The organism is Halobellus ordinarius, from assembly GCF_031823395.1.
Taxonomy (GTDB): Archaea; Halobacteriota; Halobacteria; order Halobacteriales; family Haloferacaceae; genus Haloquadratum; species Haloquadratum ordinarius.
Window position 1 is genome coordinate 304,942 of record NZ_JAVQKJ010000007.1, and the last position, 22,095, is coordinate 327,036.

Sequence of the window (22,095 nt, forward strand, 5' to 3'; positions counted from 1 at the left end):
TCGTCGGTTCGAGTTTGATCGAGACGACACGCTCGTCAGCCACGCAGTCCGTCCTCCGCGATACGGTCGATTACGGCACGCTGCTCTCGACGAAGGTCGTCTCGCCGGTCGTCGAATGTTGCTTCGATACTCTCTTTGAACTGCGCGAACGCGTCCTCGTCGCCGCAGACGAGCCGTCCATTAACAGCATCGTGGGCGACCTCAAGCGGGAGCGTCTCGATATCCGAGACATCAATAAATGGGACACCCTCCTGCTGGAGCGATCCCGACAGGAAACACCGCTTTTCGAACCGGTCGCTGTCTGACAGCTCTTCGGAGAACTTGACAGCAAGATCAAGATCCGACGTACTGGTGGCTTTCCCCGTAGTTCTTGATCCGAACGCGACTGCGAACTCGACATCCGCGTCTGCACAGGCTGCCGCTTCGAGGACGGCGAACAGTTCCGGGTCGCCGTCAGCCGCTGTCATACATAAACCGACGGCGTATCGTCACAAAAGAATTCCGCCGCTCGGAGTCCAGTGATCACTCGATCAAAACGGCAACAGCGCCCGGAGCTGCGAGAAGATCCCCCCGCCCGAAGCGCGATACTCTTCGAAGACGGGATGCAGCGTGTCCAGCAACTCCCGCTTGGAGTCGAATTCGCTCGGACCGACGGCCGCAAGCGCCTCTGAGAGTGCAACCGTATTGTCGTTGGCGTCGTAGGGAATCTCGGGGTCGCCGAGCGCGCGGACGACCTCGTCGGTGGTCGCAGGAAATGTGAGATTCGACTCCGAGAGATAAGGAGAGAGCGCCGCGATACCGAACTCCAAGGAGTCGGGCTCGTCGCCGTCCTGTTGCGGTGGTCTGACAGCCATCGACCAACCGTAGGGTGTGGGGAGTGGAAAAACCCCCGGCTCCGGCCGAGACTACGCCCACGACTCCACAGGGTTTTGTCCACCCGCCGTCACACATTACCCACGCCGATGACCGAGTACACGACCGTCTCGATCCCGAAGGATCTGGCCGAGCGGGTCGACGAGACCATCGAGGGGACCAGCTTTTCGAGCACGAGCGACCTCGTTCGCTTTCTTCTCCGGAGCATCGTCATCCAGTACCAGCGAGAGGGCGAACTCACCGAGGCGCAGTTCGAGGACATCGCCGAGCAACTGACTGACCTGGGGTATCTGGATCGGTGAGGCCGGAATCTGATCTTCCGGGCTGAATCTCGGACGTCGCTCACGTGAACTGCTCTGCTTCAAAAAGCAAATTTGAGGGTAAATTACTTTCGTCGGTATCGCGAACGTTCGGCTATGTCACACGAAGTCGAAGACGAAACGACCGTAAACGAGAGCTTCTCGATCACGGTCCCGGCAGCGGTCCGGCGTGAGGCCGGCGTCGAAGCGGGTGACAAACTCCGCTGGTCTGTCGATGAAGACGGAACGCTCTCGGTCGAACTGATCAAGCAACAGTACGGTGCGTTTTCACAGCTAGATCCGGTTGATATCGGCGAGTCGACCGACGCGGCCGACGATCACGATCTCGTCGCCGGGGACTACTGATGCCGGCTGTCGTCGTGGACGCCAACGTTCTCATCGCGGCCCGTCTCGCGAGCGATCAGAACCACGAGCGAGGTACGGAGATCACACAGGCGATCGATCGCGGCACGCTCCCGACCGCCTACGTGCTCAGCGACGTTCTTGAGGAAGTGGTTAACTACCTGCAAGCGCGGGCTGGCCACGACGTTGCGACCGACACACTCGATGCGCTCATCGAGAGCAGCGGATTCACACTCAAGCGGACGCCGAAGTCCGACTTTGACGCCGGCCGCTCGCTGTTCCGACGGTACGAACCGCTTTCGCTGACAGATGCGGTCATCGTCGCGGCGATGAAACGGGAAGAGTTCAGCTATCTCTACAGCTTCGACGACGGGTTCGATGGCGTTCCCGACATCACCCGTCTCACAGCCTCCGAGAACCCGTTTGAACGGTAGTGCCTCTGTCTGTACATCGACCGCATCGGACCCGACGGTAAGTCCCGTTCGACCTGCTTTCTGTCTCCCCTATCGTCTGCCTCTCATACTGATTACTCTCGTCCTCCCGCCGAGCGCCGCCACCGGGGATGGCGCTCGGCGGGGAAAAGTGAGAGTAATCAGTATCACTCGCCCGCGAGCGTCTCCCGCGGCGGTTCGACGTCCAGCACGTCGAGGTCGAGTTCGCGGTCGTTGCGGTCGAAGGCGGCACACGACGACTCCTCCCAGGGCGGCACTGCGACCACGACCGCGGCGGCGAAGGTGTCCTCGCGGGTGGCTTCGAGCGGCCCTTGCGGATGGGAAACGAATCGGGCGCGGCCGCGTCCCGCGGGCGTCCCGAGATCGACGCCGAAGACGGCCCGTACCGAGCCGCTCGCTTCGGGGAAATAAAAGTGCGTCAGCACCGGCGTATCGGGTTCTAACTGCAGATCTGCCTCGAAGTCGGCCGCCGGTGTCGACGCGAGGACGACTTCCATCGACGACGGCTCTTCGTCCGCCGCCATCTCCAACAGCGCGTCGAGAAGCCCACGAGTGATGTATACCACGACCGTACGAACGCCCGCGGGCCCCAAAACCGCGTCGGAGGCGGTGACGCGAGTGGCGGAGGTGCCGCTACCGAGACTATCGCCGCTATCGACTCACGCGACCGCACAGCGGTCCGGCAGGTTTAATACCGAAACGGGCGCCGCTTGGAATATGAGCGGACGACCCCTGGACGTGCTCGAAGCCGCACTCGAAGATGTCGTCACGGTCACGCTTAAAGACGGGACTGCGTACTACGGCACCCTCGCCGGCTACGACCAGCATATGAACGCCGTCCTGGAGCCACCGACCGACGTCGACGACGACGTCCTGGCCGAACTGGACGTCACGGCGGTCGAAGACACAACGATTATACGCGGCGACAACGTCGTCACGATAAGAACATGACGGGTGCAGGAACCCCAAGCCAAGGAAAGAAGAACAAGACGACGCACGTCAAATGTCGCCGCTGCGGCGAGAAATCCTACCACGTCAAAAAGAAGAAGTGCTCCTCGTGTGGCTTCGGCAAGTCGGCCAAGCGCCGCGATTACGAGTGGCAGTCGAAAGCCGGCGATAACTGAACTGAATCGTTCGTTCCGTTTCGTCTCCCTCGCCCGCTTCTCGTCGCTTCTCGGCGGTCGTGGTTTTCTTGGCGTAGTTCGGTCATCGAGACGGCCGAGAGGTCCTCGGAGGCGAGAGTGACCGACCGCGTCCTCGTCGGGAATACTGGGAATCTTTGTCGATGGCGCGAAAAGCCAGTCGTATGACCGAAGACGATCAGAGTCACGAGGAGTCTCACGGCGACGCTCACGACCACGATCAGGGTAACGACGACCATCACGGCCACGCCCACGACCACGGTGGCGACGAGCATCACCACACCCACGACGGCCACGGTCACGATCACGACCACCACGCCCACGACGTCGAGTCGGTCGGTGCGGCTATCGTCACCGTCTCCACGTCGCGCACGCTCGACGACGACTCCGCGGGGGACGCCATCGCGGCGGCTTTCGAGGCCGCCGACCACGAGGTCGCCACCAGAGAAGTCGTCCCGGACGACTTCGACGGCCTGCAATCGACCGTCGACGGCCTCGTGGACCGCGAGGCGGTCGACGTCGTCGTGACGACCGGCGGCACGGGCGTCACGCCGGACGACGTCACGATCGAGGCAGTGAGCGGCCTCTTCGAGAAGGAACTGCCCGGATTCGGCGAACTGTTCCGCCGCTACTCCGAAGACGAGATCGGTACGCGCGTCGTCGGCACCCGGGCGACCGCGGGCATCCTCCAGGGCGTTCCGTTGTTCTGTCTTCCCGGGAGCGAGAACGCCGCACGGCTCGGCAGCGAGGAACTCATCGTGCCCGAGGCGCCGCATCTCGCGGGGTTGGCGACGCGGCCCGAGGAGTAGGCTGTAATAGCGTGTACGATTCTTCGCTCACACACGCCGGTCATCGGGAGCGACAGGCGAAACCTCTCTTCCGGATGCAAATAGCAGCTCGGCGCGGTTCATAAATAGTATGAAGACGTAGTCCAGCATAGAACAATGGCGCGAATCACCGGTTCGTATCCTGACGACCTCGATCTCCTCATCGAGGGGGCAGTCGAGGCTGGTGTGTTCGGTGGCAAAAGCGATGCGTTGCGAGCGTTCGTGCGTGAATACTTCGAGGACCACGAAAACGAGCGTATTGCGGCTGCAGTCGCGCTCTACAACCGCGAGCGCATCACGCTCGGTGATGCTGCGAGACTTGCCGATGTCGACCGCTGGACGATGCGTGATATCCTCCGTGAGCACGGCGTCGAACTCCGAATCGGGCTCACAGACGAGGAAGATGCGGCCTACGAGACTGCGGCAGCGGCGGATCTTGAATTCGATGATGCGGACTCGGATGACGAGGAGTCGAGTGCGAAATGAGCGGTGACGGGATTCCAGCGAACCTGAGCGTTCTCGACACGACTGTCCTCTCGAATTTCGCCTACATCGACGAGCTGTGGGTGGTTGCAGATCTCTCTGGCATCTGTACGGTTCCCGTCGTTCGCGAGGAACTCGAACACGGCGTCGATGACCATCCGTATCTTGAGTCAGCACTCGATATACTCGACGTCGAGATTCCAGTCGCAACGATCTCGGATGCAGTTGCAAAGGGAGAAGCGGTCGTCAGTGACCATCTCGACCCCGGTGAAGCACAGGCGTTCGCCTTGGCGGACGCACACGACGGCCGACTGTTGACTGACGACGGAGGTGCTCGGGCATTTGCGAAAGAACAGGACCTGGACGTTGTCGGCTCAGTCGGCGTCTTACTGGCCGCGATCGACGCAGGCAAGATCGATACATCGACCGCTGACGAGTGGCTGTCGACGTGGATCGACGACACCGGCTACTACGTCCCGTATCGAACGATATCGAAGTACCGGTAGCCGCTCTTTTGGAGTTCGAGACGGTCACGGGGACGTCGTCCTCTCAGTCTCGTCGAAACACCACCGACAGCGCCTACCCGTGGCCTTTTAATGCCGGTGCGACCACCTCTCGTGTATGAGCAAGCAGGAACCACCCGAACGCGAGGAGGACGAGGAGACGTTCTCCACCGGGAAGGATCCCGACCTTCCCAGCACCGACGTCACCGAGGGGCCCGACAAGGCGCCGCACCGCGCGATGTTCCGCGCGATGGGGTTCGACGACGAGGATCTCGGCTCGCCGATGGTCGGCGTCGCCAACCCCGCCGCCGACATCACGCCGTGTAACGTCCACCTCGACGACGTCGCCGACGCCGCCATCGAGGGCATCGAGACGGCCGGCGGGATGCCGATCGAGTTCGGGACGATCACCATCTCGGATGCGATCTCGATGGGCACCGAGGGGATGAAAGCCTCCCTGATCTCCCGTGAAGTAATCGCCGACTCCGTCGAACTCGTCGCCTTCGGCGAGCGGATGGACGCACTCGTCACCGTCGCGGGCTGTGACAAGAACCTCCCCGGGATGATGATGGCCGCGATCCGGACGGACCTGCCCACTGTCTTCCTCTACGGCGGGTCGATTATGCCCGGCGAACACCAGGGCCGCGACGTCACCATCCAGAACGTCTTCGAGGGCGTCGGCACCTACGCGCAAGGCGAGATGGACGCCGACGAACTGGACGACCTGGAACGCCACGCCTGCCCCGGTGCCGGCTCCTGCGGCGGGATGTTCACCGCGAACACGATGGCCTCCATCTCCGAGGCGCTGGGGCTGGCCCCGCTCGGCACCGCCGACGCGCCCGCCGAATCCGAGGAGCGCTACGAGGTCGCGCGCCGCTCCGGCGAAGCCGTCCTCAGCGCCGTCGCGAACGACGTCCGACCCTCCGACATCCTCACGAAGGAGTCCTTCGAGAACGCCATCGCCCTGCAGGTCGCCATCGGCGGGTCGACCAACGCCGTCCTCCACCTGCTCGCACTCGCCGCGGAGGCGGGCATCGACCTCTCGATCGAGGAGTTCGACGAGATTTCGCGAAAGACGCCGAAGATCGCGAACCTCCAGCCTGGCGGAACAAAGACGATGAACGACCTCCACGAGGAGGGCGGCGTGCCGGTCGTGATCCGCCGGCTGCTCGACGCCGGACTGTTCCACGGCGACGCGCTAACCGTCACCGGGCGGACGATCGCAGAGGAACTCGACGAACTGGATCTCCCGAGCGACGACGAGATCACCGGCGACTTCATCTACAGCGTTGAGGACCCCTACCAGGCGGAGGGCGCGATCAAGATCCTCACCGGCAACCTCGCGCCCGACGGCGCGGTCCTGAAGGTGACCGGCGACGACAAGTTCCACCACACCGGCCCCGCCCGCCTCTTCGAGGGCGAGGAGGCGGCGATGCGCTACGTCCAGGAGGGCCACATCGAATCGGGCGACGTGATTGTCATCCGCAACGAGGGGCCGCAAGGTGGCCCCGGAATGCGTGAGATGCTCGGCGTCACCGCCGCCGTCGTCGGCCAGGGTCACGAGGACGACGTCGCGCTCCTGACCGACGGCCGCTTTTCCGGGGCGACCCGCGGCCCGATGGTCGGCCACGTCGCACCCGAGGCCGCGGTCGGCGGGCCGATCGCGCTGCTCGAAGACGGCGACGAGGTCACCGTCGACATTCCCGATCGGGAACTCTCCGTCGACGTCTCCGACGCGGAACTCGACGCCCGCCGTGAGGAGTGGGAACCGAAGGAACCCGCCTACACTTCCGGCGTGCTCGCGAAGTACGGCAACGACTTCGGGTCGGCCGCGAACGGCGCGGTGACGAATCCGGGCGCGAAGCGGTAGCCGAAGCGCGTTTTTTCGACAACATCCGGGAATAACCCGGGAACGGCGTACCCGATGGAACTGATAGCCACGCCGATCGGCGCGCGTTGATAATGATTACTCTCGTCTCTTACTGAGACAAAGTACTTGTACCCCGAATCGTGATAATAGAACGACACGATAAGGATGACGCACAACATCACGCGACGGGAGGCGATGCGGCTGGCTGCGGCCGCGGGGGGCGCGTTCGCGCTTGCCGGCGCGAGCGGGAGCGCCAGCGGCCAGACGGCCGACAGCAGCACGGTACCGATGTTCAGGTACGACGCCCACAACAGCGGCGTCGCGCCCGCGAGCGGCCCGAAAGACGGCGCCGACGACGTCTGGACGTTCGAGACCGGCGATCGGTTGACCGCACAGCCGATCGTCGCCGACGGCCGGGTGTTCCAGGCGAGCCACGACAACACGCTGTACGCCGTCTCGACGGCCGACGGGAGCGAGGTGTGGTCTGCCGGGACGAACGGGTCGCTGTCGTCGTCGCCTGCAGTCGGTGACGGGGTCGTCTACCTCCCGACGACGACGGGGCGGGTTCTGGCGTTCGGCGCCGCAAACGGCGAGGGGCTCTGGGCGTCCTCGGTCAACGCGAGCAACATCCGAAGCCCGACGCTCGTAGACGGTGAACTGTTTGCCACGGGATCGAAAGACGACGTTCGCGACGCGTACTTGCTTGACCCGTCCGACGGCGAGGTAGCGTGGCGGACTGACCTAGCGTATATGGGGCCGCTCGGGACGCCTATCGTCGACGATGACGTGGTCTACGTGACAAACCGCAAGGACGATCGCTGGGATTATCCGGCGCGAATCACGGCTCTTTCTCAATCCGACGGCTCAAAAGAGTGGACACAGACCCTCTCCGGCGGCGACAGCAAAACGTGGGGCCTCTCATACGCGGACGGCACGCTCTACGCCGGAACAAACGAGGGCGCCGTCTACTCCGTCGACGCCGACTCAGGGAGCGTCAACTGGCGGTTCGGGGACATCTCGGGTATCTCGACGATCCCGGTCTACGCCGACGGAACGCTCTACGTCGCCTCGACCGGCGACAACGCGCTTCACGCGATCGACCCGTCGATCGGAACGCGACAGTGGCGGGAGTCCCTCAACGGGACGCCGACCTCGCCAGTCTACGCCGACGGTGTGCTCTATTTCGGCGCGGACGACAACTACGTGTACGCCTACGACGCCAGCAACGGGGACGAACTGTGGAACTTCCAGACCGGCGGCGCCGTCGTCGCCCCGCCGGTCGTCGTCGAGGACCGCGTTTACGCCGCGAGCACAGATGGAATCCTCTACGCCCTCGGCGAGGGCTCCGGGGGGCCACCGGTTCCGGACGTCACGGGCGACGGCAACCCGGCGCAGGACCTCGACGGCGACGGCCTCTACGAAGACGTCAACGGCGACGGCGCGTTCACCGCCGTCGACGTACAGGCGCTCTTCGCCAACCTCGACAGCGACGCGGTCCAGGACAACGTCGAGCGGTTCGACTTCAACGGCGACGGCGACGTCGACGTGACCGACGTGCAAGCGCTCTTCGCCCGACTCGACGAGTGACAATGAGACGCACTGATTCCACACGGCGCGGGAAGCGACTCGCGGTCGTCCTCGCTCTCGTCGTCGCGCTCGGTGGTGTCGCGGGCGTCGTCGGCGCGGGTAGCGTCGCGGCGGCCGGTGCCGCCGCGGACGGAGGGACGGATGCCCAGGCGCCGGCAGCGGCGCTGTCGGATGCGGACATCCGGGCGCAGACGGCGGGGTCGACGACCGTCCGGCTGACGCCGACGACAGCGACCGTCGCCGCAGGTGAGACCCAGGAGTACGATATCGTCGTCTCCGACGCCGAGGGCGGCGTGGGGGCCGTGACCGCCACGATCTCCGTCGACGACACCGACGTCGCGTCGATCGGCGACGTCGAACTGAACGCCGATCCGGGCGTCGAGACCGTCGACGTCGAATCCGACGGTTCGGAGGTGTTCGTCCGCGCGGCGCTGATGGACACCGACGACTCCGGGTCGGTGACGATCGGCACCGTCTCGGTCGAGGGCACCGATCAGGGCTCGACCGACGTCTCCCTCGACGTCGAATCACTCGGGAACGAAGACGGTGACCCCTACGACGTCGGCGCGACGCCGGGCAGTTCACTCTCCGTCGAGGGCTCCGCCGACGCGACGCCACTTTCGATCTCGGCTGACGAGTCGACCGTCGAACCCGGCGATCAGGTCGACTTCGAGGTCCGGCGGGGCGACGACGACGCGCTGGTTTCGGCGACGGTCCACGTTGGCGGCGAGGCCTACGAGACCGGCCTCGACGGCGTCGCGACCGTCAGGATCACAGACGAGATGGGCAGCGACGCCGGGACGATAACGGCCGTCGCCTCGAAGGAAGCCACCGACGAGGAGTCGTTCCGGAACGACTCGGTGACGCTGGATCTCGGGGGCGAGGATGCCGGGACGGCGACCGCGACACCACCTGACACAGAAACGCCCGAACCCGGTGACGGCCCGCGGGTGACACTCCGCCCCGCGAGCGCGTCGGTCGGCGTCGGGGAGGAGACCGAGTGGCGACTCGTCGCGGCCGGCGTCGACGGCGGCGTCGGTGCCGTCGAGGCGCAGATCCGTCTCGAATCGACCGAGACGGCGAGAATCACGGACGTCGAACTCGAAGGCGACGCGGGCGTCGAACAGACCGAGATCCAGGGCGACGGCGCGGGCGCCGTCATCCGCGGCGCACTGATGGACACGAACGACACCGGCGTCGCCCACATCGCGACGCTGACCGTCGAAGGTGTCGAATCGGGGACCACCCAGGCCGCAGTGTCGGTCGACTCCCTCGGCGACGAGGACGGCAACAGCTACGAGGTCGGTTCGACGCCGTCGGCGACGCTCTCGGTCGGATCGGCCGACGACGGCGGCAGCGAGGGCGGTACCTCGACGGTCGTGCTCTCGGTGTCGGAGATGCCGAACGGCTTCGAGCGCGCGGGCGTTACGGTGCGGACCGCCGTGGACGCGTCGGTGACCGACACGCAGGCCGAGATGGTCTCCGACAGTCAACTGCGGGTCGTCTCTGACGGCCCGCGGGCGACGACCGTGCAGGCTGTCGATCTGGCGGGCGACGTCGACGGCTTCGAGGAGCCCCGAACGATCGCACGGCTCACCTACGACCAGCGGCTGAGCGCCGACGACGTCGAGATCGAGGTCGAGAACCTCCAGAACGACGACGGCGATTCGGTCTCCGGCGACCGCATCTCCGTCGAGGTGCAGGCCGGCGGGCTCTTCGAGGAGTCGCTGCCGGGTGCCGACACCGGGGCAGCGCCGACTGATCCCGACGGTGACGGGCGCTACGAGGACGTCGACGGCGACGGCGAGGTAACCTTCGACGACGCAGTCGCGCTCTCTTTCGTCGACGTCACGGAACTGAGTAGCGAACAGGTCGCCGCCCTGGACTTCGACGAGGACGGTGACCTCGATATGGACGACGCAGTCGCACTCGCCTTCGAATGATGACGCAGGACGCACACACACCGACCCGGTCGGCATCGACACGGAGACGATTCCTCGGAACCGCGGCGGCGGCCATTTCGGTCGGCCTCGCAGGCTGTGGAAGCGCCCTCGAAGCGGGTGCCGGCTCCGAGGCCGTCGCTGCCGTCACCCTCGACGGCGCGCCGAACGGTCTCCAGAAGTACCGCTGCACCGTCGAACAGGACGGGGACGTCCCGATCACGGCAGTCGAATCAGAACTCGTCGACGGCGACGAGTTCCAGGTGATCAACGGCGGCGTCGACAGTCCCTCGGTCGTGGTGCGGGCCGCCGACATCTCGGAGTCGGTCGAGGCCTTCGAGGAGACGCGGACGCTCTTTGCGGTCACGTTCGGCGAGGCTGTCGACGCCGAGGACCTCAGCCTGACCGTCGGGGTCGCTACCCACGACGAGGGCGAGTCGATCCCGCGGGACCGGCTGTCGCTCAGCGTCGAGTGAGCGGCCGGCGGTCGGAGTCGGCCGAATATCCGCTCTCGGAGCGCCTACGCGCTCTCGACCGCGTCCAGCAGTTCGTCGTAGTCGGGTTCGTTTGTCGGATCGTCGGCGACCCACTGGTAGGTCACCGTTCCCTCGTCGTCGAGGACGAACACGGCGCGGTTGGCGATGCCGTACAGCCCCAACTCGGGGATGTCCATCGAGAGGCCGTACGCCTCGATCGCGTCGCCGGCCATATCGCTCACGAGGTCGAACTCGAGACCGTGCTCGTCGGCGAACGCGCCGAGCGAGAACGACGAGTCGGCGCTCACGCCGAACAGCGTCGCGCCGGCGGCCGCGAAGTCGTCGTGGTGCTCCTGCAGCGCCACCATCTCGTTCGAACACGGTGGCGTGAACGCGCCGGGGAAAAAGGCGAGTACGACGGGGCCGTCGCCGAGGTTGTCGGCGAGGTCGAACGTCTCGTGGTCGCCGCCCCTGTACGTCGCGGTGAACGTCGGTGCCTTGTCGTCGACTGTGGGTGTCTCTGACATCGTCACCGTATGAGTTGATCGGGAGGAACCAAAACCTGACGGGGAATATGTCCAGCTACAGACAGGCTCGGGCCGGACTCGGCTCCCGGAAGCGGCGACGACAGTCCGCTACACCCAGCCCTCTTCGACGAGCAGTTCGCCGTTGAGCAGCGAGGCGCCGGCTGCACCGCGGATCGTGTTGTGGGCGAGGCAGTTGTACTTCAGGCCGTTTTCGGTCGTCTGGATGCCGCCGGCGGAGACCTGCATCCCGTCGCCGCGCTCGCGGTCGAGTCGGGGCTGCGGGCGGTCGGGATCCTCGAAGACGTGGATGAGCTGCTCCGGCGAGGAGTGCAGGTCGACGCCGGAGTATTCACGCATCGCCGCGGCGGCTTCCTCGGGGGTGACGTCCTCGGCCGTCTCCGCGAAGACGTTCTCCAGGTGGCCGTCGAGCGTCGGGATGCGGTTGCAGGATGCCGCGACGTCCATCCCGTGGAGTTCGACCTCCGCGCCGTCGAACTTGCCGAGGAGCTTCCGGGATTCGGTCTCCATCTTCTCCTCCTCGCCGCCGATGTGCGGGATGGCGTTGTCGATGATCTCCATCGAAGTGACGCCCGAGTAGCCCGCGCCGGAGACCGCCTGCAGCGTCGACACCTGGACCGCTTCGAGGCCGAATTCGTCGAGCGCCGCGAGCGTCGGCACCATCGTGATCGTCGAGCAGTTCGGGTTCTTCACGAGGGCGCCGTCCCAGCCGCGCTGCTCGCGCTGGATCTCGATGAGGTCGAGGTGTCCCGGGTTGATCTCGGGGATCGTCAGCGGCACGTCCGGCGCCATCCGGTCGTTCGAGGAGTTCGAGGAGACCACGTAGCCGGCCTCCAGGAACGCGGGTTCGACCTCGGCAGCGACGCCCGACGGCAGCGAGGAGAACAGCAGATCGACGTCGTTCGGGACGTCCTCCGGCGTCGTCGCGCCGACGGTCATCTCGGCGACGTCGTCCGGGATCGGTGTGTTCACGCGCCACTTCGCCGCCTCGCGGTACGACTTGCCCGCGCTGGCTTCGGAGGCCGTGACCGCCGCCAGCTCGAACGTCGGGTGGTCGTCGAGCAGTTGGATGAATCGCTGTCCTACCGCGCCCGTTGCGCCGAGGATTCCGACACGTACTGTCATTATCGTGAGCCTGGGTGACACACACATAAGGCGGTTTGGATTCGCGCCGTCTTTCACGAACGTTCACCTCTATTCTCTGAGCTACACCGTTCGCTGACGAACGTTCAGTTTTCGGGATCAGCGTGCGAACAACGACGGATTCGAGAGCGCTCCGATCCGCGACTTCCGAAGGACAACGTTCCGCCCGCGACCGGCCAAGCCCGATCACCTCGACGATTGTCGAACGCCCCTTCGTGCGGAACCGACAGATAGACGTGCCACGTATCGGAACACATCGGCAAATGTTCAACAAGGTTCTCGTCGCCAACCGCGGGGAGATCGCGCTCCGGGTGATGCGGGCGTGCCGCGATCTCGACGTCCGCACGGTCGCGATCTACAGCGACGCCGACAAACACGCCGGGCACGTGCGGTTCGCCGACGAGGCGTACAACGTCGGGCCCGCTCGCGCGGCGGACTCGTATCTCGACCACGAGGCCGTCATCGAGGCGGGCCGGAAGGCCGGCGCGGACGCGGTCCACCCCGGCTACGGCTTCCTCGCCGAGAACGCCGAGTTCGCGCGGAAGGTCGAGGCAAGCGAGTTGCGGTGGGTCGGCCCCCCGGCCGACGCGATGGAGCGCCTCGGCGAGAAGACGAAGGCGCGGTCGCTGATGTCGGCGGCCGACGTGCCGGTCGTTCCGGGGACGACCGATCCCGTCGACTCCATCGACGAGGTGAAAGCGATCGCCGACGACTACGGCTATCCGGTCGCGATCAAAGCCGAGGGCGGCGGCGGCGGTCGCGGGCTGAAAGTCGTCCGCTCGGCCGACGAGATCGAGTCCCAACTCGAAGCCGCAAAGCGGGAGGGCGAGGCGTACTTCGACAACGCCTCCGTGTACGTCGAGAAGTACCTCGACTCGCCGCGACACATCGAGATCCAGATCCTGGCCGACGAACACGGGAACGTCCGCCACCTCGGCGAGCGCGACTGTTCGCTGCAGCGCCGCCACCAGAAGGTCATCGAGGAGGCACCCTCGCCCGCGCTCGATGCGGACCTCCGCGAGCAGATCGGCGACGCGGCCCGGCGCGGGATCCGCGAGGCCGACTACACCAACGCGGGGACCGTCGAGTTCCTCCTGGAGGACGGGGAGTTCTACTTCCTCGAAGTCAACACGCGCATCCAGGTCGAACACACCGTCACCGAGGAGATCACCGGCATCGACGTCGTGAAGTGGCAACTGCGGATCGCCGCGGGCGAGCAAGTCGACTTCGCACAGGACGAGGTCACCTTCGACGGCCACGCGATCGAGTACCGCATCAACGCCGAGAACGCCGCCGAGGAGTTCGCGCCCGCGACGGGCACCCTGGAGACCTACGACCCGCCCGGCGGCATCGGCGTCCGCGTCGACGACGCCGTCCGGCAGGGCGACGAGATCGGCGGCGACTACGACTCGATGATCGCGAAACTGATCGTCGCCGCCGGCGACCGCGAGGAGTGTCTCGCGCGCTCGGAACGCGCCCTCTCGGAGTTCGATATCGAGGGGCTCCCGACGATCGTTCCCTTCCACCGATTGATGGTGACCGACGGCACGTTCCGCGCGGGCGAGCACACGACGAAGTACCTCGATGAGGAACTCGATCCCGCGCGACTCGATCAAGCAGTCGAACGGTGGGGCGCCGCCGATGCGGCGGCCGAGGAGGCGACAGACGAAGGCGACGCCGAGGAGATGACTGAACGGGAGTTCACTGTCGAGGTCAACGGCAAACGCTTCGAGGTCAACCTCGAAGAGCGCGGCGCGCCGCCGATACCCTCGGTCGACGCCGTCGGCGGTGGGGGCGCTGGCGATGGGCAGCGATCGGCCCGCTCGCGTCCCGAGGAGTCGAAGAGCGACGACGGCGGCGAGGTCGTCGTCGAGGGCGACGGCGAGCAGGTCACCGCCGAGATGCAGGGGACGATCCTCTCGGTCGACGTCGCGGCGGGCGATGATGTCGCCGCGGGGGACGTCGTCTGTGTCCTCGAGGCGATGAAGATGGAGAACGATGTCGTCACCGAACGCGGCGGGACGGTGACTCAGGTACACATCGAGGAGGGCGACAGCGTCGATATGGGCGACACGCTCGTCGTTCTGGAATGATCGGAGATGAATCTCTCAGCCAACCCGGAGTGGGCGAGGATGACAACCGCTGTCACCTGGAGTGAGCGACGATGAACGAGACGAGACGCGCGCTACTGGATGCGCTCGCGGACGGGCCGATCGAAGGCCCGGCGCTCGCCGATCGCCTGGACGTCTCCCGCGCGGCCGTCTGGAAGCAGGTGGAGGCGCTCCGCGAGGCGGGTTTCGGGATCGAGAGCGGCGACGACGGCTACCGCGTGGTCGAGATCCCCGAGTACGGCGCCGAAGCCATCGCGTTCGGCCTCGAGGCGCCGTACCGGATCGAGTATCACGACCAGATCGGGAGCACGAACGACCGCGCCCGCGAACTCGCCGAGACGGGCGAAGCCGACCTCGTCGTCGTCGCCGACGAGCAAACCGGCAGCCGCGGACGGCTCGGCCGCGAATGGATCGGGCCGTCGGGCGGCGTCTGGGCGAGTCTCCTCCTGCGACCCGAGCGCCCGCCGGCGGAGATCCCAGTCTACGCACTCGCGGCCGCCGTGGCCGTCGCCCGCGCGGCCCGGGAGGCGGGCGCCGAAGCGGTCATCAAGTGGCCCAACGACGTTCTGTTAGCCGGCGAGGAGCCGACACAGCGGAAGCTCGCAGGCATCCTCACCGAAATGGAGGGCGAAGCCGATCGCGTCTCGTGGCTCGTCGTCGGCATCGGCGTGAACGCGAACGTCGACGCCGGCGCACTCCCGGACGGGGCGACGAGCCTCCGGGAGGCGACCGGTGACGTCGATCGCCGCGTGTTTCTGCAGCGTCTCCTGGAGACGTTCCACGACCTCACTGGCGGCGACACCGACCTCCACGCGATACTCGACGAGTGGCGCGCGCTCGCTGCGACGCTCGGGCAACGGGTCCGCGTCGAAACCCCCGGGGAGACAATCGTCGGCGAGGCGATCGACGTCCAGTTCCCCGGGAGCCTCGTCGTCCGGACCGACGACGACGAACGGGTCGTACACACCGGCGACTGCGAACATCTGCGGCCAGTGTAGCAGGCGGAGGCGACGTCGACCCGGGGACCACTTGCAGCTATAGTAGCGTTCGCAAGTCTTCACTCACACGATCGCACGCGGTCGTGCGATCGAATGAGCAATCAGTTGCAAACGCTACTATAGTGTAGCAGGGTGGGGGCGACGTCGACCCGGACCACTTGCAGCTAGTGTCGAAGGCCGAGTGACGTCGACTGCGAGCATCCACGATCGACGTATCGAGCGGGCGAATTCGATCGTGAGAGCGCGTGGGCCGGCGGCTGCTGGAGTTGGACTTCTATGACTGTCCTGTAGTGCGGAAGGATGGCCGCAACGCTCGAAGGGACCGTCGCGGGGACGCCCTCGACGGCGCGGGCAGCGGGCTTAGCTTTCGTCGCCGCCGTCGGCGAGGGGACGGCCGCCTGCGGTGACGATGCCGTTGGCGATTTGGCGGGCCTCCGCTTGGGAGGGACGAGAGCCGTCGGCGAACCGGTCGCCGAGTTCCTGGACGACGCTCATCACGTCGGTGAGGTCGCCGCGGTCGGCGACGTCTGCGAAGACGTCCTCGTAGGCGTTCGCTTCCCAGTGGCTGATCTCGTAGTCGTAGGTATCTGTCCGTGAGGCAACCGCGTACTGGAGTTGGCGTGCCGCGTCAGAGGGGCGCATAGATGCATATGAGTGCCCGGATTACTAAAGTGTACTCAGACTCGAAATCGAGTTAATTGTCGCGGATGACCCGAACAACGCTCGTTCGCTCCGCACTCGACGGATATCGCCATCGATGCACAAGTATACCCCACTGGCAGCCGAGGTGGGCGTATGGCAGTCCCGTTTGTCGGCTCGATCGTCGCGTTCGTGATCGCTCTGTTGATCGGCGGATTCGCTATCTACATCAGCGCCCGGATCGTCAGCGACGTCGACGATTACGGCCACGCGATCCTCACCGCGTTTCTCGGTGCCGTCGGCTGGGCGCTCACCTCGTGGATCCCGCTCGTCGGGCCGCTCATCGCACTGATCGTGTGGGTCGGCGTCATCAACTGGCGCTATCCCGGCGGCTGGGTGAAGGCCGCGATCATCGGATTCGGCGCCTGGCTCTCCGCGCTCGTCATTCTGCTGCTCGTGAACTCGGTGCTGGACCTCGGGATCGGCGCGTTCGGGATCCCGGGCGTTTAGGGACCGCAGGTGGAATCGTCTCCTATGTCACCAGCAGACAGAGCGGCGCTCGCTCGGCGGGCGGCCGCGGCCGGCGCCGACGTCGCCGACTCCCGGTTCCGCACGGTCATCGACGTCGAGCGCAAGGGCGCGAAAACCGACGTCGTGACGCAGGCCGATCGCGACGCGCAGACGGCGGTCGTCGAGACCATCGCGGATGCGTCTCCTGACGACGTCATCGTCGGCGAGGAGGCCGAGACGCGCGAAACCGTCCCCGACCGCGGGAGCGCGTGGGTGATCGATCCGATCGACGGCACGAACAACTACGTCCGGGGGACGCGCACGTGGGCGACCGCTGTCGCGGCCGTAGAGGACGGCGAGGCAGTCGCGGCCGCGACGAACCTCCCGGCACTCGAGGACGTCTACTGGACCGACGGCGAGGCGACCTATCTGAACGGCGATTCTGTGACCGTCTCCGAGCGGACCGATCCGGAGGCCTGCGTGGTCGCGCCGACGATGTGGTGGGACTTCGACGACCGCGGCCAGTTCGAGCGGGCGTGTGCTGCGGTCCTCGAGCGCTTCGGCGACATCCGCCGGATCGGCTGTGCGCAGGCTGAACTGGCGGCCGTCGCTGACGGCTCGCTCGACGGCGTGGTGACGAACGTCCGCCCCCACCCGTGGGACACGATGGCCGGCGTTTCGATGATCAGGGCCGCGGGCGGGACTGTCACGGATCTCTCCGGTGACCGGTGGCGACACGACTCGGCCGGCCTCGTGGCCTCCAACGGGCGTATCCACGATGCGGTGCTCGCGGCCGCCCGCGACATCGGCCCGGTCGACGCCGACGGACCCGCCTGATCACTCTCCACGCTCCCAGGGCGAGGGGCCCGCCTGCTCCCCCTTTTCTCGACACCGACGGTTGCCCGTCGCACGCGCCGGAGACCGGAATCCTCAACACGCCCGCCGCCGGCCTATCGGGTATGTCAACAGTCGCCGACCGCATCGGCGCCGATCCCGAGCGGCTCTGGGCCGGCGGCGTGCTGACCGCCGTGGTCGCGCTCGTCGCCGGAACGCTCGCCTTCCCGGAGGCCGTCTACGACGGCTTCATCTGGCACTACTTCTGGGGGCCGGTCCAGGCGGACGCCAACTCCGCCGTCTGTGCGATTCGCCCCGGGAGCACCGTCGAGTACCTGTACGACTCGGGCGCGTGTACGAGCGCCACCGAACCCGTCGCCTACCCCGGCTACACGCTCGTCTCCGAGGTCGGCTATATGGTGACGCTCCTGGTCGCGCTCGTGGGCGTGGTCTTCCTCCTGCGCCGTCTGGATCTCGGAACCGATCGACGGTTCTTCTATGCGTTCTTCCCGTTCGTGCTCTTCGGCGGTGCGCTCCGGGTCGTCGAGGACGCCAACGACGCGATTCCCGCCGGGGAGGCGCTCATTACCTACCCGCTGAACACGCTGTTTATCAGCCCGATCATCTACTTCACCGTCTTCGCTGTGGCGCTCGCTGCCGTGCTCGTCTCCGTGGCTGCGACCCGAGCGGAGGTCGTCGAGCGGTACGATCGACTCCTCTTTGCGATCGGCTCGGTGATCCTGCTCGTGACGCTCGGCTATCTCGTTTCGCTCGTCGTCACCGGCGCCTCGGGCGTCGAATTCTACCCGCAGGTCCTCGTCACGGTCCTCCTCGGTGCGACGCTGGCTGCGGCCCTGACGTGGTGGCTCATCGAACGGTTCGTCCCCGAAGTGAACGCCGGGACAGAGCGGATCGGCTTTGTCGTCCTCTGGGGACACGCCGTCGACGGCGTCGCCAACGTCGTCGGCTTAGACTGGATGCCCGCGCTCGGCGCCGGCCGGAATCTCGTGCCGAAGCATCCAGTCAACCAGTTCGTCGTCGACGTCACCGGCTCGGTGCTCCCGTCGTCGGTGCTCGCGGTCACGGGCGACACCTGGCCCTTCCTCGTGGTGAAACTGGTCGCCGCCACGTTCGTCCTGTGGGTCTTCGAGGAGGAGATCTTCGAGGAGAGCCCCCGTTACACGATCCTCCTGCTCATCGCCGTCCTCGCGGTGGGGCTGGGGCCGGGAACGCGGGATATGATCCGGGCGACGTTCGGTGTCTGATCGACGGCTGCATCCCCTCCGTACTTTTTTATCCGAACACGCGGCCAGCGGCCGTGTGACCTGATCCTCGCCACGCGGCGTCTCGCGGGTGTCCGACACAGCGCCGCGTGTTCGCACAGCGTGTCGGCTGTTAGCGCTTCATCTCTGGCGGAATCGCGTTTGCTGTCAGCGCTCCACTTCTCGCGGAACCGCCTCGCCTGTCGGCCCCCGCCACCGCGAGGCTGTGATCACGGGAACGGGTGGTACGGGCGATCGAGTTCGGGCTCGAATCCCAATTCCGACGGGACAGTCCGTGCGCGTTCCCCGAAGAACGGTCCGCCCTGGAACAGCGGCTGTGCCGCCGGACACAACACGCGGACGGCCTCGAAGCCGAGCGCCTCGACGTCGGCTGTCGTCGTCCGCGCGGCGTACGCATCGAGGCCGGCGTCGGCGACCGCCTCCACAGCTGCCGCGAGTTCCGCGCTTCCGCTCGGAGCGTCGTCCGGGCCGACCGTCTCGGCCGGTACCGTCGCCTCGGCGTCGACGAACTCCCGTGCGGCCGCCGGGAAGTCGGCATACTCGCCGATCGCACCCTCCTCCTCGACGGCACGGTCCCGCCCCATCGACCGCAACTCCATCCAGTTCTGCAGCGCCTCCGCGAGTGCCGACTGCGCGGCAGCGGTGGGATCCAGCGACGCGCCGGACCCGACGGCGAAGCGCGGCCACTCGCCGTCCCGGTGGACGGCGGCGGCGACGACAGGGATGTCGACGTCCTGCGTGACGAGCAGCGTCGTCACCGAAAGGTCCTCTGCGCTCGCCCGCTTGCGGAGCGCGTCGTAGGTATCGTCCGTGACGTCGAGCGCCAGCGGCTCGAACGTCGAGTACCACGCGATCATCGTCGCGTCCCGCTCTATGACCTCGTAGAGGCCTGCGAGCAACGCCTCGGAACCGGAGTTCCCGAGCCCGAGCCCCGTCGTGATCGGCGGTTTGAACCGTTCCTCGGGTGGCGGATAGTGGACGAACTCCGCCGGAAGCGACGCCGTCTCGTCGGTTTGGAGGTCGATGCCGGGAACCCACGGGATCGGCGTATCCGCATCGACCTCGCCTGCATCGTCCGGACGAACGAACCGCGATACGGGGACAGGGTTCGCGCGCGTTCGTTCAGGCTCGACGGTGAACTCCGCGCCGCGGTAGACGCCGGCGCAGTATCGCTCTAGCCCCTCGCCGAGTGCTTTCATAAACGCGGCATCCCAGTCGAGGTCGACTCCGGCGGCGAACTCGGCCGCCCGTGCGTCACTGAAGCCGTTCGTGTCGGCGGTCACCGCGAGATAGTACGGAACCGGGAACGACTCGCGCTCGCCCACCTGTGTGATGATCCCCGTCCGTTCGTCCAGCGCCTGCTCCGCGCGAGCGAGTGCGTCGTCGACGTCGACTGTCCGGTCGTCCCGACGGACCTCCCGATCCCGGGTGGTCGGATCCGGAACCGGAAGCACCCGCCGCTCGGCGACGATGCTCGCACCGGCGACCTCGACGGCGGTCCCGGCCACGGCGCCGTCGCCCGCGAGCAGCGCGACTGCTCGCCGTCCCGCGATTGCGCCGGCGAAGCGCACGGCACTGCGGTCGCCCGACGGCGATCCCCCGTCCTCGGTCGTCGCGGCGACGCGCGTCCGAAGGTCGGCGAACCGGGCACCTGATCCCGCGAACGTCGATACGGCGGCGTCGAGGTCCTCACGGGCGTGCCCGCCGATGCCGCCGATCTCGACGACGACCAGCCGTCCATCGGCGGCGACGCCCGCCGGGAGCCCCGCACCCGCCGGCACGACGACGACCGTCAGCACCGCGTCTTCGGGTTCAGCGCCGACCTGTGCGTCGATGTCCTCGAATGCAGCCGCCGCAGCAGCAGCAGCGGGACCGCTGCCGACGACCGCGATCGTGTCTGTCATACCGTCCCTGTCGGCGCTGCGCGTGAAAAACCGGCGGGTTCGACGGCTTTCGGAGTCGGTCCCCCTTGACCGGTCTCTATTCGGGACAAACGCGCGAACTGAACACCCCGCGCTGGAACGATCTGCCCGGGCCGCTGCCGAGTATATATCGCCATCTATGCCGTTAAATTAAATACTGTCTGACGTATTTTGTGGCGTATGCCCTCTGAAACGAACGTGCTCGGCGACGGTCTCGACACCGTCGTCGACGCCGCGCTCGGATCCGACGCCGACGTCGTCTACGTGACCGGCCCGACTCCCGCTCTCCTCGAATCGCTCGTTGGACTTGCGACCGACGCCGATGGGGTACCGGAACTGCGAGTGCTTACTGCCCGGGAAACCCTGAAGACGGTGACTGACGAGTTCCTCCTCGCGAGCAACGCAGCAGATCTCGTCGAGGCCGGCGTCCTCGAACTCCGTGTCACCGAAGAGCGGACGGAAAACGCGCTTCTCGTGACCGAGGAGTCGGTCACGGCTGTCGTCACCCTCGGTGACGCGGCTGCCGGTCTGGTGACTACGGATGCGGGCTTTGTCCGGACGGCGAACGACGCCTGTCAGTCGGCTTTCGAGGCTGGCGAGCGGTTCACCCTCCGGACGCCGGCGATCTCTGCGATTCGATCGTCGCTCGAAGCGGACCTCGGAACCGAGGTCCGGGCCGACTTCGACGCCGTTCTCGACTCCGTACAGGAGGCTCCACCTGCGGACGCAACGCTGGATGAGGTAACGATCAGCCTCCTCGTGGCAGCGAAAAACGAGGTGTTGCTCTACGACGTCTCGAAGTGGGGCGAGGACGTCGGGATCGCCAGTAAAGCGACGTTCTCCCGGACGAAATCCGAACTGGAGGAGGCGGGAGTGATCGCAACGGAGAAGGTTCCGATCGACGTCGGTCGCCCCCGACTCCGGCTCAAACTCGACGACGAACGACTGCAGGCGGCCTCCGCGAACACGCTCGCCGACGTCGCCAGGGACATACTCGACTGATTCGCTTTCTGTACGACCACCGGTTCGGTGATTCCTGCGCCGATCTGCCGGTGAGCGACTGCGGCCAAAGTGGACACACTTATTGGACGCACGGCCTCCCTATCTCGTATGGATTACAGTCACGTCCGCGACGTTGATCCGGCCGTCGCAGACGCCCTTTCGGGTGAGGTACGACGACAGAACGAGACGCTGGCGATGATTGCCAGCGAGAATCACGCCAGCGAGGCGGTCTTAGAAGCCCAGGGGAGTGCGCTGACGAACAAGTACGCCGAAGGGTACCCGGGCGAGCGGTA

Annotated in this window: 25 protein-coding genes and 1 pseudogene; 19 read left to right on the forward strand and 7 right to left on the reverse strand. The window is 66.3% G+C overall.

What is annotated here, in order from left to right; genetic code table 11:
• Positions 1-35: 35 nt before the first annotated feature.
• Both mntA and RJT48_RS12485 read right to left on the reverse strand, forming a co-directional pair.
• Complete coding sequence (gene mntA / locus RJT48_RS12480; protein ID WP_311172617.1) at positions 36-467, reverse strand: type VII toxin-antitoxin system MntA family adenylyltransferase antitoxin; 432 nt, start codon at positions 465-467, stop codon at positions 36-38.
• Between the two features lie 63 nt (positions 468-530).
• Complete coding sequence (locus RJT48_RS12485; protein ID WP_311172618.1) at positions 531-854, reverse strand: DUF5789 family protein; 324 nt, start codon at positions 852-854, stop codon at positions 531-533.
• Between the two features lie 108 nt (positions 855-962).
• Between RJT48_RS12485 and RJT48_RS12490 the strand changes: the two genes are divergently transcribed.
• From RJT48_RS12490 to RJT48_RS12500, 3 genes are all read left to right on the forward strand, one after another.
• Positions 963-1,175, forward strand: coding sequence for a ribbon-helix-helix domain-containing protein (locus RJT48_RS12490; RefSeq protein ID WP_311172619.1), 213 nt, complete (start codon positions 963-965; stop codon positions 1,173-1,175).
• Between the two features lie 114 nt (positions 1,176-1,289).
• Positions 1,290-1,538: an AbrB/MazE/SpoVT family DNA-binding domain-containing protein gene (locus tag RJT48_RS12495; RefSeq protein WP_311172620.1), complete on the forward strand. Its 249-nt coding sequence runs from the start codon at positions 1,290-1,292 to the stop codon at positions 1,536-1,538.
• Positions 1,538-1,969 (forward strand): type II toxin-antitoxin system VapC family toxin, encoded by a 432-nt coding sequence (locus tag RJT48_RS12500; RefSeq protein WP_311172621.1) that lies wholly within the window; start codon positions 1,538-1,540, stop codon positions 1,967-1,969. The genes RJT48_RS12495 and RJT48_RS12500 overlap by 1 nt, the downstream gene beginning before the upstream one ends.
• A gap of 164 nt (positions 1,970-2,133) precedes the next feature.
• On the opposite strand, the gene RJT48_RS12505 is transcribed toward RJT48_RS12500, so the two are convergent.
• Positions 2,134-2,553: a JAB/MPN domain protein-containing protein gene (locus RJT48_RS12505; RefSeq protein WP_311172622.1), complete on the reverse strand. Its 420-nt coding sequence runs from the start codon at positions 2,551-2,553 to the stop codon at positions 2,134-2,136.
• 151 nt (positions 2,554-2,704) lie between these two features.
• On the opposite strand from RJT48_RS12505, the gene RJT48_RS12510 reads away from it, so the two are divergent.
• From RJT48_RS12510 to RJT48_RS12550, 9 genes are all read left to right on the forward strand, one after another.
• Entirely contained in the window at positions 2,705-2,938 is a 234-nt protein-coding gene (locus RJT48_RS12510; RefSeq protein WP_311172623.1) for an LSM domain-containing protein, read from the forward strand.
• On the forward strand, positions 2,935-3,111 hold the full coding sequence (locus tag RJT48_RS12515; RefSeq protein ID WP_159669710.1) for a 50S ribosomal protein L37e: 177 nt from the start codon (positions 2,935-2,937) through the stop codon (positions 3,109-3,111). Before RJT48_RS12510 ends, RJT48_RS12515 begins: the two co-directional genes overlap by 4 nt.
• A 182-nt stretch (positions 3,112-3,293) precedes the next feature.
• On the forward strand, positions 3,294-3,938 hold the full coding sequence (locus tag RJT48_RS12520; protein WP_311172624.1) for a MogA/MoaB family molybdenum cofactor biosynthesis protein: 645 nt from the start codon (positions 3,294-3,296) through the stop codon (positions 3,936-3,938).
• A gap of 135 nt (positions 3,939-4,073) precedes the next feature.
• On the forward strand, positions 4,074-4,442 hold the full coding sequence (locus RJT48_RS12525; protein WP_311172625.1) for a UPF0175 family protein: 369 nt from the start codon (positions 4,074-4,076) through the stop codon (positions 4,440-4,442).
• Entirely contained in the window at positions 4,439-4,945 is a 507-nt protein-coding gene (locus RJT48_RS12530; RefSeq protein ID WP_311172626.1) for a PIN domain-containing protein, read from the forward strand. The genes RJT48_RS12525 and RJT48_RS12530 overlap by 4 nt, the downstream gene beginning before the upstream one ends.
• A gap of 115 nt (positions 4,946-5,060) precedes the next feature.
• Complete coding sequence (ilvD, locus tag RJT48_RS12535; RefSeq protein WP_311172627.1) at positions 5,061-6,812, forward strand: dihydroxy-acid dehydratase; 1,752 nt, start codon at positions 5,061-5,063, stop codon at positions 6,810-6,812.
• Between the two features lie 165 nt (positions 6,813-6,977).
• Positions 6,978-8,399 (forward strand): outer membrane protein assembly factor BamB family protein, encoded by a 1,422-nt coding sequence (locus tag RJT48_RS12540; protein ID WP_311172628.1) that lies wholly within the window; start codon positions 6,978-6,980, stop codon positions 8,397-8,399.
• A gap of 2 nt (positions 8,400-8,401) precedes the next feature.
• Positions 8,402-10,342, forward strand: a complete 1,941-nt coding sequence (locus RJT48_RS12545) for a hypothetical protein (RefSeq protein WP_311172629.1) — start codon at positions 8,402-8,404, stop codon at positions 10,340-10,342.
• A complete protein-coding gene (locus RJT48_RS12550; protein ID WP_311172630.1) occupies positions 10,342-10,815 on the forward strand; it encodes a hypothetical protein in 474 nt (157 codons plus the stop codon). Before RJT48_RS12545 ends, RJT48_RS12550 begins: the two co-directional genes overlap by 1 nt.
• A 44-nt stretch (positions 10,816-10,859) precedes the next feature.
• On the opposite strand, the gene RJT48_RS12555 is transcribed toward RJT48_RS12550, so the two are convergent.
• Positions 10,860-11,342 carry a redoxin domain-containing protein gene (locus RJT48_RS12555; protein ID WP_311172631.1) on the reverse strand — a complete coding sequence of 161 codons (483 nt, stop codon included), beginning with the start codon at positions 11,340-11,342 and terminating at the stop codon, positions 10,860-10,862.
• 108 nt (positions 11,343-11,450) lie between these two features.
• A complete protein-coding gene (gene asd, locus RJT48_RS12560; protein ID WP_311172632.1) occupies positions 11,451-12,485 on the reverse strand; it encodes an aspartate-semialdehyde dehydrogenase in 1,035 nt (344 codons plus the stop codon).
• A 281-nt stretch (positions 12,486-12,766) separates the two neighbouring features.
• On the opposite strand from asd, the gene RJT48_RS12565 reads away from it, so the two are divergent.
• Both RJT48_RS12565 and RJT48_RS12570 read left to right on the forward strand, forming a co-directional pair.
• A complete protein-coding gene (locus RJT48_RS12565; protein ID WP_311172634.1) occupies positions 12,767-14,596 on the forward strand; it encodes an acetyl-CoA carboxylase biotin carboxylase subunit in 1,830 nt (609 codons plus the stop codon).
• Between the two features lie 71 nt (positions 14,597-14,667).
• A complete protein-coding gene (locus RJT48_RS12570; protein ID WP_311172635.1) occupies positions 14,668-15,612 on the forward strand; it encodes a biotin--[acetyl-CoA-carboxylase] ligase in 945 nt (314 codons plus the stop codon).
• A gap of 360 nt (positions 15,613-15,972) precedes the next feature.
• Here the strand turns inward: RJT48_RS12570 and RJT48_RS12575 are convergent, their stop codons facing one another.
• Positions 15,973-16,254 (reverse strand): hypothetical protein, encoded by a 282-nt coding sequence (locus RJT48_RS12575; protein WP_311172636.1) that lies wholly within the window; start codon positions 16,252-16,254, stop codon positions 15,973-15,975.
• A 153-nt stretch (positions 16,255-16,407) separates the two neighbouring features.
• Here RJT48_RS12575 and RJT48_RS12580 point away from each other — a divergent pair, with 153 nt between their 5' ends.
• The 3 genes from RJT48_RS12580 (at position 16,408) to RJT48_RS12590 (ending at position 18,860) form a co-directional block, all read left to right on the forward strand.
• Positions 16,408-16,761 carry a hypothetical protein gene (locus RJT48_RS12580; RefSeq protein ID WP_311172637.1) on the forward strand — a complete coding sequence of 118 codons (354 nt, stop codon included), beginning with the start codon at positions 16,408-16,410 and terminating at the stop codon, positions 16,759-16,761.
• Positions 16,762-16,785: 24 nt separating this feature from the next.
• Positions 16,786-17,598 carry an inositol monophosphatase family protein gene (locus RJT48_RS12585; RefSeq protein WP_311172639.1) on the forward strand — a complete coding sequence of 271 codons (813 nt, stop codon included), beginning with the start codon at positions 16,786-16,788 and terminating at the stop codon, positions 17,596-17,598.
• 122 nt (positions 17,599-17,720) lie between these two features.
• Positions 17,721-18,860: a DUF63 family protein gene (locus RJT48_RS12590; RefSeq protein ID WP_311172640.1), complete on the forward strand. Its 1,140-nt coding sequence runs from the start codon at positions 17,721-17,723 to the stop codon at positions 18,858-18,860.
• A gap of 227 nt (positions 18,861-19,087) precedes the next feature.
• On the opposite strand, the gene RJT48_RS12595 is transcribed toward RJT48_RS12590, so the two are convergent.
• Positions 19,088-20,782 (reverse strand): YcaO-like family protein, encoded by a 1,695-nt coding sequence (locus RJT48_RS12595; protein WP_311172641.1) that lies wholly within the window; start codon positions 20,780-20,782, stop codon positions 19,088-19,090.
• 198 nt (positions 20,783-20,980) lie between these two features.
• Between RJT48_RS12595 and tbsP the strand changes: the two genes are divergently transcribed.
• On the forward strand, positions 20,981-21,802 hold the full coding sequence (gene tbsP / locus RJT48_RS12600) for a transcriptional regulator TbsP (RefSeq protein WP_311172642.1): 822 nt from the start codon (positions 20,981-20,983) through the stop codon (positions 21,800-21,802).
• Between the two features lie 108 nt (positions 21,803-21,910).
• Positions 21,911-22,095 (forward strand): annotated as a pseudogene (locus RJT48_RS12605) (serine hydroxymethyltransferase); the annotation flags it as partial.

Coding starts and splice junctions, on each gene's coding strand:
- RJT48_RS12570 (WP_311172635.1), top strand. CDS start 14,668: ATGAACGAGACGAGACGCGCGCTACTGGATGCGCTCGCGGACGGGCCG.
- RJT48_RS12545 (WP_311172629.1), top strand. CDS start 8,402: ATGAGACGCACTGATTCCACACGGCGCGGGAAGCGACTCGCGGTCGTC.
- RJT48_RS12575 (WP_311172636.1), bottom strand. CDS start 16,254: ATGCGCCCCTCTGACGCGGCACGCCAACTCCAGTACGCGGTTGCCTCA.
- RJT48_RS12590 (WP_311172640.1), top strand. CDS start 17,721: ATGTCAACAGTCGCCGACCGCATCGGCGCCGATCCCGAGCGGCTCTGG.
- RJT48_RS12530 (WP_311172626.1), top strand. CDS start 4,439: ATGAGCGGTGACGGGATTCCAGCGAACCTGAGCGTTCTCGACACGACT.
- mntA (WP_311172617.1), bottom strand. CDS start 467: ATGACAGCGGCTGACGGCGACCCGGAACTGTTCGCCGTCCTCGAAGCG.
- RJT48_RS12595 (WP_311172641.1), bottom strand. CDS start 20,782: ATGACAGACACGATCGCGGTCGTCGGCAGCGGTCCCGCTGCTGCTGCT.
- ilvD (WP_311172627.1), top strand. CDS start 5,061: ATGAGCAAGCAGGAACCACCCGAACGCGAGGAGGACGAGGAGACGTTC.
- RJT48_RS12520 (WP_311172624.1), top strand. CDS start 3,294: ATGACCGAAGACGATCAGAGTCACGAGGAGTCTCACGGCGACGCTCAC.
- tbsP (WP_311172642.1), top strand. CDS start 20,981: ATGCCCTCTGAAACGAACGTGCTCGGCGACGGTCTCGACACCGTCGTC.
- RJT48_RS12485 (WP_311172618.1), bottom strand. CDS start 854: ATGGCTGTCAGACCACCGCAACAGGACGGCGACGAGCCCGACTCCTTG.
- RJT48_RS12490 (WP_311172619.1), top strand. CDS start 963: ATGACCGAGTACACGACCGTCTCGATCCCGAAGGATCTGGCCGAGCGG.
- RJT48_RS12540 (WP_311172628.1), top strand. CDS start 6,978: ATGACGCACAACATCACGCGACGGGAGGCGATGCGGCTGGCTGCGGCC.
- RJT48_RS12495 (WP_311172620.1), top strand. CDS start 1,290: ATGTCACACGAAGTCGAAGACGAAACGACCGTAAACGAGAGCTTCTCG.
- RJT48_RS12525 (WP_311172625.1), top strand. CDS start 4,074: ATGGCGCGAATCACCGGTTCGTATCCTGACGACCTCGATCTCCTCATC.
- RJT48_RS12550 (WP_311172630.1), top strand. CDS start 10,342: ATGACGCAGGACGCACACACACCGACCCGGTCGGCATCGACACGGAGA.
- RJT48_RS12500 (WP_311172621.1), top strand. CDS start 1,538: ATGCCGGCTGTCGTCGTGGACGCCAACGTTCTCATCGCGGCCCGTCTC.
- asd (WP_311172632.1), bottom strand. CDS start 12,485: ATGACAGTACGTGTCGGAATCCTCGGCGCAACGGGCGCGGTAGGACAG.
- RJT48_RS12555 (WP_311172631.1), bottom strand. CDS start 11,342: ATGTCAGAGACACCCACAGTCGACGACAAGGCACCGACGTTCACCGCG.
- RJT48_RS12585 (WP_311172639.1), top strand. CDS start 16,786: ATGTCACCAGCAGACAGAGCGGCGCTCGCTCGGCGGGCGGCCGCGGCC.
- RJT48_RS12515 (WP_159669710.1), top strand. CDS start 2,935: ATGACGGGTGCAGGAACCCCAAGCCAAGGAAAGAAGAACAAGACGACG.
- RJT48_RS12580 (WP_311172637.1), top strand. CDS start 16,408: ATGGCAGTCCCGTTTGTCGGCTCGATCGTCGCGTTCGTGATCGCTCTG.
- RJT48_RS12510 (WP_311172623.1), top strand. CDS start 2,705: ATGAGCGGACGACCCCTGGACGTGCTCGAAGCCGCACTCGAAGATGTC.
- RJT48_RS12565 (WP_311172634.1), top strand. CDS start 12,767: ATGTTCAACAAGGTTCTCGTCGCCAACCGCGGGGAGATCGCGCTCCGG.